The organism is Nonomuraea fuscirosea, from assembly GCF_003001935.1.
In the GTDB taxonomy this organism is placed as follows: domain Bacteria; phylum Actinomycetota; class Actinomycetes; order Streptosporangiales; family Streptosporangiaceae; genus Nonomuraea; species Nonomuraea fuscirosea.
The window spans coordinates 13,133-29,231 of record NZ_PVNG01000025.1; the positions used below are offsets into that span (position 1 = coordinate 13,133).

Here is a 16,099-nt window from a genome sequence, read left to right on the forward strand (position 1 = left end):
GCCCGCCGGTCAGGGTGGTTCCGGGGGCGTGCGGACCTGACGAAATCCCGTCCGAAATACTTCGGGAGCGGACCGAGAATGGTACGAATGGGGGTCACTGGTCGCGTCGGTCGTTTCTGCGGGGATTTCATGCTTGTCGGTATCGCGCTGGCCGGCGGCCGAGGCGTGCGCGCCCGGCCGCTCACTCTTGAGTCACCCGGGCACATTCGGAGCAAGGCGGCCGTGTCCTTTCTCGGCCGGCCGCTCATCGAATGGCTCGTGCGGGCGTTCCGGGCCCAGGGGATAACGAGCTTCCATATGGCCGCGAATGGCCGGGAGAATCGTTATCAGGTCAAGGAGGCGGTGGGTTACGGCGAGCGTTTCGGCGTGTCCGTACGCTATTCGCGCCCCCGCTCCGACCGGCTGAACACCGGTTCGGGCCAGGCCACCCTGGCCATCCTGGACGAGCACGACCTGCGCGGCCACGCCGTGGTGTTCCCCACCGACTCGCTGTTCGAGCTGGACCTGGCGGCGCTGGCGCGCGAGCACGTGGCCAGCGGCGCCGTCGTCACGGTCGGCACGGTGTACCGGACGGCGGAGCAGGTGGCGGGCACCTACGGCACGCTGGTCGCCGACGAGTCGGGCCGGATCGAGCGGTTCGTGGAGAAGCCGGGGATCGAGACCGTGGCGTCGATGTTCGCCGACCTGTCCCGGGTGCCGATCAACGCCGGCCTGTACGTGATCGACTGCGCGCGGCTGCGCGGGCTGGGCGCGACGGCGGAGCTGGCCGCGCTGGCCCGGCACGGCCTCGACTGGGGCGGCGACCTGCTGCCGTGGCTGGTCGCGCACGGCCATCTCGTCCGCTGCGCGCCGATCGCGAAGGCGGGCGACCTGGGCAACCCGCGCGACTACCTGCTCACCATGGCCGAGGCGATGGCCGGGGGTCATCCCAGTCTCGAACTGCCCCGCGCGCCGGTCATCCACCCGTCCACGCTGGCGCGGCGCGACGAGGTCAGCGGGCTGACGCTGGCGGAGAAGCTGGCCGGCGGGCTCGTGCACATCGGCCCGGGCGCGTGGATCGGCAGGGACGTGGAGATCGGACCGGGGGTCGTGCTGCGCGACTCGTACGTCGGCGACGAGGCCGACCTGCACTCCTGGTGCCGCCTGGAGCGGGTGGCCTGCCTGGACGGCGCGATCATCGGCCCCGGCGCCCGGCTGAGCGACACGCACGTCGGGCTGATGGGGCAGGTGGAGTCGTCGCTGCGGCGGCCCACGGTCATCGACGGCTTCAGCGCGCTCGGTCACGAGGCGCGGGTCATGGAGGGGGCCCGGTTGAGCGGGGTCATCGCCCTCCCGGGCGAGATCGTGGAGGCGGGGCTGCTTCAGCCGCCGGCCTCGCCGACCTCATCGACGTCACCGACCTCTCCGACGTCGTCGGGCTCGTCCAGCCGGTCGTAGCGCAGGCGGGTCTCGATCGCGTAGGCGTGCGGCGCGTACGCGGTGCGCAGCCCCTGGAAGACCGTCCACGCCTCCTGCGGGTCGCGCTCGTCGGGCAGGCCCGCCTCCATCGCCACCCGCAGCGTGTCGGAGAAGTTGCGTTCCTCGCGCCCCTGGAGGCTGACCACGATGGGCGGCAGCCTGATGCACAGCCCGTCGGCCAGCCGGCGCACGCAGCGGGTGCCCGTGGCCAGCAGGGCGCGCGTGTGCGCGGGCGCCCAGTTCGGCGCGATCGCCTCGGTGAGCGCGGCCACGTCGAGCACGATGACGGCGGCCTTGAGCCAGTCGAGGTCGCCCGCGGGCCGGCGGAAGGTGAGCGCGGGATGGGCCCGGTGTGAGCTCTCCACCTCGGTCATCCAGCCCGTCCATTCGGCGAACAGGGAGTCGAGGTGGTCGCGCGAGCCGGTCCTGAGGTAGACGGCGAGCAGGTTGTCGGCGTCCCTGGGGTTGCAGACGCTGCCGCCGAGCCTGGCAACCAGCCGCTCGCGCCTGCCGTAGGCGTGCATGAAGCGGACGAGGTACGCGGTGATGGCGGCGAGCAGCAGCAGCCGGGAACTCCATTCGGCCTCGCGCAGCGGCGTGCCCGCCATCAGGGCGAAGCCGGCGTGCGAGACGCCGAGCCAGATCGCCGCCACGGCGAAGACGGCCAGCGGCCCGCACAGGTCGAGCAGCGGCTCCCGCGCGGCCGGCGGGAGGCGCCCGGAGATCGCGAGGAGGGGCGAGGCGACACCGCGCAGGGTGCCGCGGACGAGCCGGGTGGGTTTGCCCCGGGGCGTGAACACGGTCAGCATCACGCTCAGCCAGACGGCCGCCACGAGCGCGACGCCGGCTGAAGCTGTCAAGACGGCTGTCACCATGTGATGTATCCTCCAGCCCCTGACAAACCCACCCAAGAATCAGTTAATACTGGTAGTCGGAATACCACTTAGCGCGATATTTCGATATGGGCAGTATTTTTTGGCGATATACGGTTTTTCGGGCGGTTTTATCTGTCAGGCGTTCGCCGAAGCGCGTAACCGGGTGGCGAGTTCGAGCAGGGTGTCCGGGCCCAGCAGGTCGCGCAGGGGCACGTCCACGCCCAGGTCACGCCTCATCCGCTCCTTGAACCTGGTGGCGAGCACGGAGTCGAGGCCGAGCAGGGTGAGCGGCACGTCGACGCCGATCTCGTGCCCGGGCAGCGACAGGACCTGAGCCGCCAGATCGGCCACCCGACCGGCCACCTCACTCTCCGACAGCGCGGCCAGATCCGGCTTCGCCCCGGCACCGGCCGCCGCGGCAGGACTCGCCCCGGCGATGACGGCGGAGTCCTCCGCGCCCACGCCGGCGGGACCTCCCGAGACTGCGCCCGCGTCCGCGAGGGCGCTGGTGCCGGTACCGTTCCCGATGCCGGCGGTGGTGGTGGTGCGTGCCGTGGTCTTGGGGCCGTCCGGCCAGAAGCGGCGGCGCTGCCACGGGTAGCCGGGCAGCGGCACGCCGGCGCCGGGCTGGACGCGGTCCCACCGTGGCCGGCAGCCCAGCTCGTACGCGCGGGCGAGCGCCGCGGTCAGGGCGGCGCAGTCCGGCTCGTCCCGGTGCAGCGACGTCACCACGTCGGCCCTGGCGCCCGTGGCCTCGATCTCCTCCTCCAGCGCGGAGCCCAGCACGGGATGCGGGCTCAGCTCGACGAACAGCGTGGGGCGGCCGTCGGCGAGCGCGGCGCGGGCGGCGTCGGCGAAGCGGACGGGCAGCCGCAGGTTCTCGAACCAGTAGGAGGCGTCGAGCTCCTCTCCCCCGACGACCCGGTCCCAGGCGCTGGAGTGCACGGGGATGGCGCACGGGCCGGGGCGGAGGCCGGCCAGCTCGCCGAGCAGCCGCTCGCGTACGGGCTCCACCTGGGGAGCGTGCGAGGCGTAGTCCACCTCCACCCGGCGGCAGAACACACCCCGGGCCCGCAGCGGCTCGACGATCCGCTCCAGCGCGGCGGGGTCGCCGGACAGCACGGTGGAGTGCCTGCTGTTGACCACGCCCACACACGCCCGCCCGGCCTCCTCGCCGATGGCCGCGCGGACCTGCTCCTCGCCGAGAGCGACCACCCACATGGCGCCGGGGACGTCCAGCCGGCTCAGCACCCGGCTCCTCCTGGCGACGACGGCCGCGCCGTCGGCCACGCTCAGCGCGCCCGCGGTGACCGCGGCCGCGATCTCGCCCATGCTGTGGCCGATGAGCAGGTCGGGCTCGACGCCCCACTCCCGCCACACGGCGGCCAGGGCGACCTGCACGGCCCACAGGGCCGGCTGGATCCGGTCCACGCGGGTCAGCGGCTCGCCGTCGAGCAGCGCGTCCGCCGGCGACCAGCCCAGCTCGGCGTGCACGGCCTGCGAGCAGGCGCGCAGGTGGGCGGCGAAGCCGGGCTCGGTGGCCAGCAGCCGCCGCCCCATCCCCGCCCACTGGCCGCCCTGCCCGGGGAAGACGAAGACCACCTTGGGCGCTCCGGTGACGCGGCGCACGTCCCCGCCGTCGCGGACGAACCCGCGCAGGGCCGCCGCCAGCGACCGGGCGTCCTCCCCCGTCACGGCGAGCCGGTGATCGTGGTGGGACCGCCGCGCCCCCGCGCTGAAGCACACGTCGCCCACCTCGGGGGTGGAGCCGAGCAGGCCGGCGGGCACGGCCGGGTCGGCCGGCGCGACCGGGTCGAGCAGGTCGGCGTAGGCGGTGGCCAGGGCCCGGAGGGCGTGCGGGTCGCGGGCCGACAGCGGGAGCACGCGGCTGGGCCGGGGCCGGGCCGGTACGGGCGGGGCGGCCTGGGGCGCTTCCGAGAGCACGAGGTGGATGTTGGTGCCCGACATCCCGAACGAGCTGACCCCGGCCACCGCGGGCGCCGCCCGGTCCGGCCAGTCCTGGGTGCACAGGGCCAGTTCGACGGCCGTGCCGGGGTCGAGCAGGACCGCGTGCGGCTCCTCGACGTGCAGGGTCGCCGGCACTATCCGGTGCCGCACCGCCAGGGCCGTCTTGAGCAGCCCGGCCAGCCCGGCCGCGAACTCGGTGTGCCCGATGTTGGACTTGACCGAGCCCACCAGGCAGCGCCTGCCGTCCTCCCGGCCCTCGCCCATGATCGCGTCGAGCGCGGCCAGCTCGGTGCTGTCGCCGGTGTGGGTGCCTGGCCCGTGCGCCTCGACGTAGTCGACGTCGGCCGGCGCGACCCCCGCGTCGCGGTAGGCGGCGCGCAGCATCTGCTTGTGCCCTTCGAGGCCGGGCGCGACGAGGGACGGGCCCGTGCGGCCGTCGTGCGTGGCGGCGCCGCCCAGGATCACCGCGTACGGCCGGTCCCCGTCGGCCAGCGCGCGGGCCAGCGGCTTGAGGATCAGGGACACGACCCCTTCGCTGCGTACGTAGCCGTCGCCGGACACGTCGCCGAACCGGCACTTGCCCGAGCCGGAGATCACTCCCGCGTCGCCGAGCGAGAAGTACAGGTCGGGGACGAGCTGCAGGTTGGAGCCGCCCACGATGGCCAGCTCCACCTCGCCCGACCACAGCGCCCGGCAGGCCACGTGCACCGCGAGCAGGGAGGTCGCGCACGCCGCGTCCAGCCCCATGCTGGGCCCGCGCAGGTCGAGCAGGGTGGAGACGCGGCCGGGGAAGATCCCGGCGACGGCCGCGCCGAGCGCCGCGTGCATGTCGTACATGCCCGAGCGGCGCAGCAGGTCCCAGTAGCCCGAGGGCTGCAGGCTGGCGTAGACCCCCGTGTCGCTGCCCGCCAGGCTCTCCGCCGGGATGCCGGCGTCGTCCAGGGCCTCCCAGATGACTTCGAGCAGGACGCGCTGCTGCGGGTCGAGCCGGAGCGCCTCGAACGGCGTGACGCCGAAGAAGCGCGCGTCGAACCCGGCGACGTCGTCGAGGTAGCCGCCCGCGCCGCTGAGCACGTCGCGGCGCCTGCGGGCGGCGCCGTGCTCGACGTCGAACCGGTCCTGGGGGATCGTGCCGAGCACGTCCCTGCCCTCGCTGACGATCCGCCAGAGCTCACCGGGAGTTCGCGCGCCGGGTAACCGGCAGCCGGCGCCGACAATGGCGATGGGATCTCGCCCATGCTTGACGTTCATGCGCCCATTCCCATCCGCGCGCGAGACCATCGGAAATACCGGCGACGCCCCCGCGCACCCCTGTTGATTGGGTGTTCACGACATCACCTAAGGTCGGAGCGAGCACTCTGGTTGTCAATTATGAAATAACGCAATGCCGAATCCTGGACCCGGTTATTCATATGCCGTTCACAACGGGCAGTGCACGACGAGCCCCACGAGCGGGTCGTCCGGGGTGATCATCAGGGCCATCCGCAGGGTCTGCTCGCCCAGGCGGGGATGGCGGAAGCGCCGGGTGAGGCTGCGGTGCTCCTGCACGTCGTGCTTGCGCCACAGACCGGCGAACAGGGGGCTGAGCCGGGCGAACTCGGCGATCTTTCTGGTGACCCGCTCGTCGTGCGGCCACTTGGCCAGCTCGGAGCGCCACCGCGCGATGATGTCGCGGGTGTCGCTCTCCCAGTCGGGCAGCCGCTCCTTGGCCAGCGGCGAGCAGAGCATCCAGTGCAGCATGTTCTGGTGGCCGGGCGGCAGGCGGGACCAGTCCTCGTACCATTCGGCGGCGGCCTCGTTCCAGGCGAGCAGGTCGCAGTAGATGTCGGTGGCGTAGACCGGATACTCGCTGTGCCCCATCAGCTCGACCACCAGGTCGATCACGCCGCCGGTCCAGCCCTGCCCCGCCAGCGGCTGCGGGTTGGTGACCTGGCCGTGGACCAGGGTGTGCATGTAGCGGCGCTCGTCCTCGGTGAGGTCGAGCACCCGCGCCAGGCTGTCGAGCACCTGGACCGAGGGCTTGATGTCCCGGCCCTGTTCGAGGTAGGTGTACCAGGTCGGGCTGAGCCCGGCCAGCACGGCCACCTCCTCCCTGCGCAGTCCCTTCGTCCGGCGCGACGTGCCCGCCGGCAGCCCCACCTGCTCCGGCGTGACCCGGGCGCGGCGGCTCTTCAAGAACCGGGCGAGCTCCTGCCGGCTCCAGATGTCCCCTGACACGTAACCCCCGTACGACCCCCTAGGCATCACTGATCGGATCCGCCCCCAGAGTCTAGGAGCCGCACGGGCGATTTGTCACCGTCGCCGTTTTATTATTCGGGCACGGTCTGACGGGATTCGGAAAGGCGAATTCGGCGTGCCTTAACCGCTTATTGACATCGCCTCCGCGTGACGACGGCATTTCGTCCGGCGGCGGCCGCGGAGGCGGTGATTCGGACGCGGTTCCCGGCCGCCCAGTCAAGGCCTCATGACCGGACGTTCACCGGGCGTTCCGCGAATGTCCGGTCAGATCAGGCATCTCACCGCCGAACGTTTCATGGTGTGCGTCTCATGACCGGCCGGTTCACCGCGGTGTCCTGCGCAGTGCCAGCGTGGTGATGTCGTCGGACTGCTCGGCGGTCCCCACGAAGTGGCGTACGGCGCTGTCCACCGCCTCCAGCAGGTCCCCCGCGTTCACGCCCGGCCTGGCCAGCACCTCCTGGAGCCGGGCGGTGCCGTACAGGCCGTGGTCGGCGTTCCTGGCCTCGACCACGCCGTCGGTGTAGGTGAAGAGCGCGTCGCCGGGCCCGAGCCGCACGTGCCCCAGCGTGTACGAGCTGTCCGGCAGGATCCCCACGGCCGGCCCCGTCGGCGGCAGCAGGCTCTGCCGCCCGTCGGCGCGGACCATGACGGGCGGGTTGTGCCCGCCGTTGATGTAGACGAGGTCGCCCGACCGGGGGTCGAGCACGCCGAAGAACATCGTGGCGAAGTAGCCCTGTTTCAGATGGTTGCGGGCCATGTACCGGTTGGTCCCGACCACGGCCTGCACCAGCGGCCCCGCCCCCAGCGACAGCAGCGGCAGCGGCGCCGGGTACGAGGCGCCGCCGACGACGGCGGTGAGGTCGTCGCCGGAGAGCTGGACCAGCCCCGTGTGCTCGGCGGTGTGCCGCAGCAGGGTCCTGATCAGCGCCATGAACAGCGCCGCGCCCACCCCCTTGTCGCACACGTCGGCCACCACGAACGCCAGCCTGCGCCCGTTGACCAGGGTGAACACGTCGTAGAAGTCGCCGGCCACCTGCCTGGCCGGGCGGAAGCTGGCCGCGATCTCCCAGCCGTCCAGCTCCGGCATCGACTCGGGCAGGAACCCGGCCTGGATCTCGCGGGCGATGCTCAGCTCGCGTTCGTACTCGCGCAGGCTGGCCAGCGCGGCCATCTCCTCCACGGTGCTGCTGAGCTGCCATCGCTCGAAGCAGGAGTTGACCCGGCTGCGCAGCAGGCTGGGCAGGAACGGCCGGGTGACGTAGTCGAAGCCGCCGCGCACGCACTCCTCCAGCGCCCCGATGTCGTCGTCGGGGAAGGCCACGACGGTGGGCGTGCGCCCGTCTACCACGAAGCGCTGGCACAGCAGGGCCACCCGCTGCAGCCCGAGCGCGGCCGAGACGAGCAGCAGGTCGGGGCTGGGCCGGTTCAGCATCAGGTCGTCGGGCACGGCGTGCTCGACCTCGAAGCCCTCCAGGCGCAGCGCCCCGTCGAGCTCCAGCACGGCCGTGGAGCCGGTGTTGCCCGGCTCAGCGACGACCAGGGCCGTCGGCATCGGATCCTCCTCGCAGTCGCATGATCAACGTGTTGCGGTTGCGGCCGTCGGCGAACTCGTAGTGGAACTCATCGACCTTGCCCATGGCCAGGAGCAGGCCGTAGCCGCCTTCGTCGCGCTGGTGCGGCGGCACGGACAGCCGCGGCTCCGGGTCGTAGCCGCCCGGGTCGAAGGGCGGCGCGTCGTCCTCGATGCGCACCCGTACCTCGTCCTGGTCGACCTCGCCCGCGATGTCCACCACGCCCGCCGATCCCCGGTAGCCGTGCTGGACGATGTTCGTGGTGATCTCGTCGGTGGCCAGCCGCAGCCAGTAGGTCTGGCGGGGGTCGAGCCCCGCCTCCCCCGCCAGCACCTCCACGAAGTCGGCCACCACGCCCGCCATGGACGCGTGCTGGCCGTCAATCCTGAGCCGGCAGGCGAGCATCACCGCATCATGATGCTGCGGTCGAAGCCGGTGAGCCGGATGGTCTCGGCGACCTCCGGCTGCGTGCCCACCAGGGTGATCTCCGAGCCGCGCGGCAACTTCTGGTGCGCGAACACCAGGCAGCGCACGCCCGCGGACGACATGTACGTCAGCTCGTCGAGCAGCAGGACCAGCTTGGCCACCTGGCGGCCCACGGCCTGGCTGACCAGGTCGTTGAGTTCGGGCGCCGAGCGGCCGTCCAGTTCGCCGGCCAGCCGGATCGTGGCGGTGTCGCCTTCCACGTTCATGTTGATCTTGAAACTCATGACACTTCCTCTTCCTCCAACTAGTGCGTGACCAGGATCGCGACGCTTCTGGGGCCGATCACGAACCGCGTCTGGTCGGCCAGGGCCGGCTCGTGGCCCGGCTCGTGCGCGTCCTCGGGCGGCGCGGCGGCGGTGTCGGCGAACAGGTGCCAGGTCAGGCCGCGCGGCGGCGCCGGCAGTTCGAGGGCGTGCGCCTCCCAGTGGGAGTTGGCGGCGACGTACACGCAGTCGTCGCCGCCGCCGTCGAACATGGCGACCAGCACCCGGCAGTGCCCCGACCAGTCCGGCGACCAGGCGCGCACGCCGTGCCAGTGGACCGAGCCCGGCGAGCCGCCCCTGAGCACCGGGTGGGCGCGCCGGAAGGCGATGGCGCGCCGGGTGAAGCGGAACAGGTCGGCGTTCTCCTCGCGCAGCCCCCAGTCGACCCACGTCAGCGGCCCGTCGTGGCAGTAGGCGTTGTTGTTGCCGAGCTGGGTGCGGCCGATCTCGTCGCCGGCCAGCAACATCGGCACGCCCCTGCTGGCCAGCAGGAGCAGCAGCGCGTTCCGGGTCAGGCGGGCGCGGGTGGCCAGCACGGCCGGATCGTCGGTCTCGCCCTCCTGCCCGCAGTTCCACGAGTGGTTGGTGTCGTCGCCGTCCCTGTTGCCCTCGCCGTTGGCCTCGTTGTGCTTGTGGTCGTAGGAGACCAGGTCACGCAGGGTGAAGCCGTCGTGCGAGGTGATGAAGTTGACCGTGGCCGCGGTCCCCCTGCGGCTGTAGAGGTCGGGCGAGCCGACCATCCTGGTGGCCATCTCGCCGGTGACGCCGAGGTCGCCCTTAATGTACCTGCGCACGGTGTCGCGGTAGCGGCCGTTCCACTCCGACCATCTGCTGTAGTCGGGGAAACTGCCCACCTGGTAGAGCCCGGCGGCGTCCCACGCCTCGGCGATCAGCTTGCAGTCGCGCAGGATCGGGTCGTAGGCCAGCGACTCCAGCAGCGGCGGGTTGTGCAGCAGCTCGCCGTCGGGGCCGCGGCCGAGGATCGCGGCCAGGTCGAACCTGAACCCGTCCACGTGGAACTCCGAGGCCCAGTAGCGCAGGCAGTCGAGCACGAACCCGCGTACGACCGGATGGTTGCAGTTGAGCGTGTTGCCGGTGCCGCTGAAGTTGTAGTAGTGCCGATCCGGCGTGAGCATGTAGTACGTGGCGTTGTCCAGGCCCTTGAAGCTGATCGAAGGGCCGCGTTCGTCGCCCTCGGCGGTGTGGTTGAACACCACGTCGAGCAGCACCTCGATGCCGGCCCTGTGCAGCTCCTTCACCAGGTGCTTGAACTCGTCCACCTGCATGTGCTCGCGCCCGGTCGTCGCGTACGACGCCTTCGGGGCGAAGAACCCGATCGGGCTGTAACCCCAGTAGTTCACGCCGGTGAAGATGTTGTCGCTCTCGTCGAACTCGAAGACCGGCATCAGCTCCACGCAGTTGACGCCCAGCTCCTTCAGGTAGGGGATCTTCTCCACGAGCCCGGCGTAGGTGCCCGGCGCCGACACCCCCGAGGAGGGATGCCGGGTGAAGCCGCGCACGTGCAGCTCGTAGATCACCAGGTCCTCGTGCGGCAGGCGCGGCGGGCGGTCGTCCTCCCAGTCGAAGTCGTCGAGGGCGACGCGGGAGCGGTGCCGGTAGGGGCCGGCGCCGGTCAGCATCCGCGCGTACGGGTCGCTGAGCACCCTCGTGGCGTCGAACCGGTGGCCGAGCCAGGGCTGGTGCGGGCCGTCCACGCGGTAGCCGTACTCGAGGTTCTCCACGTCGAGGTCGAAGACGGTCATCGCGTAGACGCTGCCCACCCGGAACGCCTCGGGGAAGGGCAGCTCGGCCATGGGCTCGGCCGCGCCCGAGCGATACAGCACGAGCGTCACGGAGGTGGCGTGGTTGGAGAAGACGGAGAAGTTGACGCCTCCGGGCACCCGCGTGGCGCCGAACGGCAGCGACCGCCCCGCGCGGACGGAGAATCCGGAGATCCGCTGCGTGGGGTAGGCGTCGATCGGCTCCAGGGTGGTCATACGGTCAACGCCTCCACACCCTCGTCGACGGACTCCACCACGGTGAAGAAGCCGAGGAAGCCCGTCGCGTCCATGATCGCGCGTACGTCGGGAGTGAGCCCGGTGAGCGCCAGCCGCAGCGAGCCGCTCTGCGCGTGCCGGTAGATCAGCAGCAGCACCCGCAGGCCCGCGCTGGACATGTAGACCGTGCCGCTCAGGTCGAGCACGACCTGGCCCTCGCCGGGCAGCAGCGCGCGCAGGTCCTGCTGGACGCGTGGCGCGGTCTCGCTGTCGAGGCGGCCGTCGAGGGTGACGACCGTGACCCCGTTCCTGATCTGGTGCCGTAGTTCCATGCTCATGTCAGTCCTCCACCGGCGCGAGATGCGCGCGCACGGTCACCGGTGACGCGGAGTCGGGCAGTTTGACCGTCATCGCCGCGGCGTCGAACAGCTGGTACGGCGTGCCGTCCACCTCCACCCAGTCCAGCCGGACCCGGCCGGGCGGCAGCGCGTCGGGCGCCACCCGCAGCACCCGGTCGGTGAACCCGTCGGGCCGCGGGCGGAAGTGCAGCGTCAGCGGCTTCCTGTCCAGCAGCAGCCGCTGGTAGACGGTCGCCAGGAAGCACAGCTCGGCGGCGTGGCACATGCTCATCGAGTGGCTGCCCTTGAACCGCTCGGTGCCGAGCAGGTAGGGGTGGCCGTCGGCGAGCACGTTGAAGTAGACGCCGCCCTCGTCGTGGTCGAGGAAGAAGGCGTTGTAGAAGGCGGCCGACTCGCGCGCCCGGCGCTCGAACTCCGCACCGCCGGCCGTCCCGGCCAGGATCTGGTAGGCGAGGATGGCCTGCTCCTGCTGCCACCAGGCCTTCCTGTCGTGCCAGACGAAGCGGTGGATGTGCTCCCCCGGGCCCAGTTTGCGCTCGACCACGTCGTACCAGCCGCCACGCTGCGGGTCGCTGCCGAAGGGCGGCATCTTCTCGCCGATCTCGACGGCCAGGTCGCGGTAGCGCTCCTTGGGCCTGATGGACATCATCCGCATCAGGTTCCAGGCGATCTTGAGGTTGTGGCCGACGACCGCGCGGTCCTGCTGCCAGTGCCAGGTGGTGTCCGGCGTCCAGTCGGCGTAGAAGCGCTCCTGCACGTACGGGCTGTCCTTGCGCGGCATGTGCTCGGCGATCAGGTCGAACGTCTCCTCCAGCATGTCGGCGTGCCGCTCGTCGCCGGTGGCCAGCAGCAGGTTGATCAGGTACGCGGGCGCGTGGTCGCCGACGGAGTTCCAGTTCTTCCTGGACCGGTTGGGGCCCAGGGACTCGTGGTGCGGGCTGAGCAGGATCGGGTCGATGTGGGAGTAGTAGCCGCCCAGCTCGGGATCGCGGAAGAAGCGCTGGAACAGGCGCAGGGTGCCGTCGATGTCGGCGGCGATGCGCGGGTCGCCGGTCAGCCGGTAGAGCTGGGTGGGGCCGGCCAGGGCGTAGATCTGCTCGTACATCGGGATGGCGTCGTAGTCGTCGCCGAACTCGGAGGTGAACAGCTTGCGCTCGGCCCCGTCGCGCACCTCGACGCCGTGGTACCAGTACACGACGTCCTCGTCGCGGTCCACGAAGCGCATGTGGTCGCGCAGGTAGGCGGCGCCCTGCTCGGCGACGTCGAGGAAGTCCTCCTCGCCGGTGAGCATGTACGCCGACGACATGCCGTAGACCATGCGGGAGATCGTGTCGGTCTCCTGCACGACCTGCTCGCCCTTGTCCCCGCCGAGCCGCAGCTGCGTCCGGTAGGCGGCGTAGTCAATCGGCCCGTCGCCGAACTGGGCCTTGCGGTAGAAGCGGCCCAGCTCGCGGATCTGGCGCACCCACCAGTCGGGCTGCTCGAAGGTGTACTGTCCCGGCTGCTTGCCGAGGAAGGTCAGCGCCTTGGCCTCGACGGTGTACGCGCCGCCCTCGGGATAGAAGATGCCGTGCGCGAACACGTAGCCGCCCGGGGTGAGCAGCTGGTCGAGGTGGCCCGAGGCGTCCAGGTACGGCTCGGCCAGGTTGCGCAGGAACTGGGCGGAGGTGGTGTCGGTGAGCCGGACCTTGACCGCGCGGCCGTCGTTGGTGCGCAGGCCGATCACGCCGTCCGCGAAGCTCGTCACGTACCCAGCCACCAGGTCGGAGAAGGTGAAGTCGGGCCGGTAGGCGCGCTCGGCGGTCGAGTCGGCGGCGACCAGGTCGATGATCATGCGGGCGAACTCGGCGCAGTGGCCGGCGGTGCGGCCGGTGACCAGGTCGCGGTCCACCACCACGTCCTGGTCGGTGTAGAGCGCGCCCATGTTGCGGGCGTCGCCGACCAGGTTGTTGTGGCAGGTGACGCGGCGGCCCTTGACCACCTCGGCGATGGGGGCCGCCAGCCACAGGCCGTGGCAGATGATGCCCTTGACGATGCGGCGGTCCGCGAAGGCCGCCTTGAGCAGGCGTACCGCGGGGGCGAGCTCGTGCACGTCCTCGGTGTAGCGCAACCGGTCCGACACCATGCCCGACGGCACGATCAGCACGTCGATGCCGGACAGATCGGCACGTTCCAGGTCTCCCGTCACGGTGAACGGCTCCTGGAACTCGTGCCCGTGGAAGGTGAGGGCGTCCTGGCCCCACAACCGGGTGAGGAACTCCACCCGGGCGCCCTCCTCGGTGAAGCGCCGCTCGTAGTAGTGCAACTCCTGCTCAACGAAGTCGCTCTCCATCAGGATCGCGACGGTGCGGCCCGCCAGTCGCTTCTCACTCACGGTGTCCCTCTCACGTCGTCATCAAATGCACCAGAAACGGCCCCGGCTCGGCCAGCATGCGCCCGACGGCGGACTCCACCTGGGCGGGTTTGCTCACCTTGACGCCGGGGACCCCGAGGCTCCTGGCCAGCCGGACGAAGTCGATCTCCGGGTGGGCCAGGTCGAAGCCTTCGGGGTGGGGATGCGAGGCGATGCCGCGCTCGCGCCAGTACTGCTCCAAGTTGTCGTCGAGAAGCTGGTAGCGGCGGTTGTCGCAGATCACGAACCGGGCGGCGACGCCGTACCTGGCGGCGCTCCACAGGGCCTGGATCGTGTACATGCTGCCGCCGTCGCCGGTGAAGCCGACCACCTCGCTGCCGGGGCGGGCCAGCTTGATCCCGATCGCGCCGGGCAGGCCGACCCCGAGCGAGCCGCCCCGGGTCTGGAAGTAGGAGCCGGGCCGGCGCGGGGGGAGGTGCCGCAGCAGGGCGGGCGAGGCGGTCAGCGCCTCGTCGAAGAGCACCAGGTCCGCCGGGGCCCGCCGGGCCAGCTCGGCGGCGAACAGGTCCATCATGCCCGCCCCGTACGGTTCGGCCGGCGCCCGTCCGGGCAGGGGGCGCGCCGGGCCGAGCCGGGCGGCCAGGGCCGCCAGGGTGGGCTTCGGGTCGGCGGCGAGGGCGACCTCGGCGGGGATGTTCTTGGCGATCTCGTAGTCGTCGAGGTCGACGTGGACGATCCGGCACCCCTCCGCGAAGGGGCTGCGCAGCAGCGGGAACACCTCGGGGAAGAGGTAGGTGCCGACGACCAGCACGGCGTCGGCGTCCGCCACGGCGGCGGCGCTGTGCTCGCCGAACATGTGGCCGAGGTCGCCCCGGTGCAGCGGGTGGGTGGTGTCGATGACCAGCTCGGAGCAGTTCACCGTCCACACCGGGGCGCCCAGCGCCTCGGCGAGCGCGGCCAGCTCCGGCTGCGCGCCGGACACCGCGACGCCGTCCCCGGCCAGCACCACCGGGCGCCGGGCCGCGCGCAGCACGGCGGCGGCCCGGTCCAGCTCCTCGGGCACGGGCACCGTCGCCCGGCTGGGGATGGTGCTGGGCAGCGCGGGCTCGTCGGTCTCCGCGTCCAGGACGTCCATGGGCAGCGCCACGAAGACCGGGCCGCGCGGCGGCGTCATCGCCGTCTTGACCGCGCGGCGCAGCACCCGCAGCACCGAGCCCGGATGGGTGACCCTGGTGGCGTACTTGGTCACGGGCGTGGCCATCGCCACCAGGTCCACGGCCATCTGGCCGTCCATCGCCTCGTAGCGCACGCCCGCCTCGCCGGCGATCACGACGAGCGGCGAGTGGCCGCGCTTGGCCTGGTAGAGCATGCCGACGCCGTTGCCGAGGCCCACGCCGGTGTGCAGCTGGACCAGCGCGGGGCCGGCCGTCGCCCTGGCGTAGCCGTCCGCGATGCCGAGCGCGGCGGACTCCTGCAGGGCCAGCACGTACCGGAAGTCGGGCAGTTCCTCCAGGACGTCGAGGAAGCCCTGCTCCACCGTCCCCGGGTTGCCGAACATCACGGTGATGCCGTCGGCGGCGAACTGCTCGAAGACGGCCCTCTTGGCCGGGCGGCTGCTCACGGGTTCACCAGCCGTAGCGGCGCAGGCCGGTTTCGAGCACCTCGACCAGCTTCTCGCCGGACAGGTACGAGTCCGGCGTGGAGCGCCCCGTAATGAACGGGTAGTCGACGATGACCGAGGTCTCCTTGCCCACGTTGCCGTGGTAGCGCCCGTCCGGCGCGGTGGCGTCGCGCAGGATGTACTCCAGCGGGTACGGCGGCGGCCCCATGTTGAAGTCCACGCCGAGGAACCCCGTGCCGTCCTTGTAGTCGTACTCCTTGCAGTGGCCGGTCACGTGCTTGCCCCGCAGGATGCTCATGCGGTCCTCCCAGTCGCGGGCGAAGGCGAGGCAGGCGATGCCGTAGCACTCGGCCAGGATCGGCTTGTCCGCCCGGACGAAGGCGAGGATGAGGTCGTGCACGCGGCCGTTGTTGGCCAGGTCGACGATCGGCCCGCTGCCGCCCACGATGACGAGGGCGTCGTAGCGGCCGATGTCCCGTTCCACCCGGCCGAGCTCGCGGTGGTAGGCCTCGACCTTGCGCAGGTGGCCGTCCTCGCTGTCGTACGGCCGTTCCGGGATCCACTCGGCCAGGCTGAGCGGGTCGTCCAGCCGGTCGGACTCGTCCACCTGCCTGGCGGCGACGGCCACCTCAGGTGTGGTCACCGAGCGGCCGAGCGGCGGGTCCACGTAACCGGGGTCGAGGCTGGGCGGCAGGGCCTGGGGCCGTTTGCCGGTGGGAGTGGCGAACACGCTCCGGTAACCCTGCCGGTCGAAGGCGGTCAGCGGCCCGACGAGCTCTTCTCCCCAATATCCGAACTCGGAGAGAATAATAAGAATGGTGCGCGTCATACAGCGAATTGAAACAATCGCCGGGTTTCACGGACAAGGCCGGCCCGCCTATTCCGTCAAGTCCGGCAAATGACCTGATAC

Annotated in this window: 12 protein-coding genes; 1 reads left to right on the forward strand and 11 read right to left on the reverse strand. The window is 71.4% G+C overall.

What is annotated here, in order from left to right:
• Positions 1-129 precede the first annotated feature (129 nt).
• Positions 130-1,437 (forward strand): sugar phosphate nucleotidyltransferase, encoded by a 1,308-nt coding sequence (locus tag B0I32_RS44130; RefSeq protein WP_181308442.1) that lies wholly within the window; start codon positions 130-132, stop codon positions 1,435-1,437.
• On the opposite strand, the gene B0I32_RS44135 is transcribed toward B0I32_RS44130, so the two are convergent.
• The 11 genes from B0I32_RS44135 to B0I32_RS44185 form a co-directional block, all read right to left on the reverse strand.
• Entirely contained in the window at positions 1,362-2,318 is a 957-nt protein-coding gene (locus B0I32_RS44135; protein WP_146178532.1) for a hypothetical protein, read from the reverse strand. The two genes, B0I32_RS44130 and B0I32_RS44135, sit on opposite strands and share 76 nt — an antisense overlap.
• Positions 2,319-2,468: 150 nt before the next feature.
• On the reverse strand, positions 2,469-5,552 hold the full coding sequence (locus B0I32_RS44140; RefSeq protein ID WP_181308444.1) for a type I polyketide synthase: 3,084 nt from the start codon (positions 5,550-5,552) through the stop codon (positions 2,469-2,471).
• Between the two features lie 168 nt (positions 5,553-5,720).
• The gene (locus B0I32_RS44145; RefSeq protein ID WP_106249905.1) at positions 5,721-6,518 is read right to left on the reverse strand and encodes a helix-turn-helix transcriptional regulator; all 798 of its coding nucleotides are present in this window, start codon (positions 6,516-6,518) and stop codon (positions 5,721-5,723) included.
• 343 nt (positions 6,519-6,861) lie between these two features.
• Complete coding sequence (locus B0I32_RS44150) at positions 6,862-8,091, reverse strand: PP2C family protein-serine/threonine phosphatase (protein ID WP_106249936.1); 1,230 nt, start codon at positions 8,089-8,091, stop codon at positions 6,862-6,864.
• Positions 8,066-8,515 (reverse strand): ATP-binding protein, encoded by a 450-nt coding sequence (locus B0I32_RS44155; protein ID WP_106249937.1) that lies wholly within the window; start codon positions 8,513-8,515, stop codon positions 8,066-8,068. Before B0I32_RS44155 ends, B0I32_RS44150 begins: the two co-directional genes overlap by 26 nt.
• Positions 8,515-8,820: an anti-sigma factor antagonist gene (locus tag B0I32_RS44160; RefSeq protein ID WP_106249939.1), complete on the reverse strand. Its 306-nt coding sequence runs from the start codon at positions 8,818-8,820 to the stop codon at positions 8,515-8,517. Before B0I32_RS44160 ends, B0I32_RS44155 begins: the two co-directional genes overlap by 1 nt.
• Before the next feature lie 20 nt (positions 8,821-8,840).
• Positions 8,841-10,856 (reverse strand): glycogen debranching protein, encoded by a 2,016-nt coding sequence (locus B0I32_RS44165; protein ID WP_219912327.1) that lies wholly within the window; start codon positions 10,854-10,856, stop codon positions 8,841-8,843.
• Complete coding sequence (locus B0I32_RS44170; protein WP_219912328.1) at positions 10,853-11,194, reverse strand: STAS domain-containing protein; 342 nt, start codon at positions 11,192-11,194, stop codon at positions 10,853-10,855. Before B0I32_RS44170 ends, B0I32_RS44165 begins: the two co-directional genes overlap by 4 nt.
• Position 11,195: 1 nt before the next feature.
• Complete coding sequence (locus B0I32_RS44175; protein ID WP_219912329.1) at positions 11,196-13,589, reverse strand: AGE family epimerase/isomerase; 2,394 nt, start codon at positions 13,587-13,589, stop codon at positions 11,196-11,198.
• Positions 13,590-13,599: 10 nt separating this feature from the next.
• Positions 13,600-15,189, reverse strand: a complete 1,590-nt coding sequence (locus B0I32_RS44180) for a thiamine pyrophosphate-binding protein (RefSeq protein ID WP_106249941.1) — start codon at positions 15,187-15,189, stop codon at positions 13,600-13,602.
• 4 nt (positions 15,190-15,193) lie between these two features.
• On the reverse strand, positions 15,194-16,018 hold the full coding sequence (locus tag B0I32_RS44185; protein ID WP_106249943.1) for a type 1 glutamine amidotransferase domain-containing protein: 825 nt from the start codon (positions 16,016-16,018) through the stop codon (positions 15,194-15,196).
• Positions 16,019-16,099: the final 81 nt, after the last annotated feature.

Excerpts from the sequence above, each read along its gene's own strand:
- B0I32_RS44130 (WP_181308442.1), top strand. The coding sequence starts at position 130 with ATGCTTGTCGGTATCGCGCTGGCCGGCGGCCGAGGCGTGCGCGCCCGG.
- B0I32_RS44140 (WP_181308444.1), bottom strand. The coding sequence starts at position 5,552 with ATGAACGTCAAGCATGGGCGAGATCCCATCGCCATTGTCGGCGCCGGC.
- B0I32_RS44150 (WP_106249936.1), bottom strand. The coding sequence starts at position 8,091 with ATGCCGACGGCCCTGGTCGTCGCTGAGCCGGGCAACACCGGCTCCACG.
- B0I32_RS44155 (WP_106249937.1), bottom strand. The coding sequence starts at position 8,515 with ATGCTCGCCTGCCGGCTCAGGATTGACGGCCAGCACGCGTCCATGGCG.
- B0I32_RS44160 (WP_106249939.1), bottom strand. The coding sequence starts at position 8,820 with ATGAGTTTCAAGATCAACATGAACGTGGAAGGCGACACCGCCACGATC.
- B0I32_RS44165 (WP_219912327.1), bottom strand. The coding sequence starts at position 10,856 with ATGACCACCCTGGAGCCGATCGACGCCTACCCCACGCAGCGGATCTCC.
- B0I32_RS44170 (WP_219912328.1), bottom strand. The coding sequence starts at position 11,194 with ATGAGCATGGAACTACGGCACCAGATCAGGAACGGGGTCACGGTCGTC.
- B0I32_RS44185 (WP_106249943.1), bottom strand. The coding sequence starts at position 16,018 with ATGACGCGCACCATTCTTATTATTCTCTCCGAGTTCGGATATTGGGGA.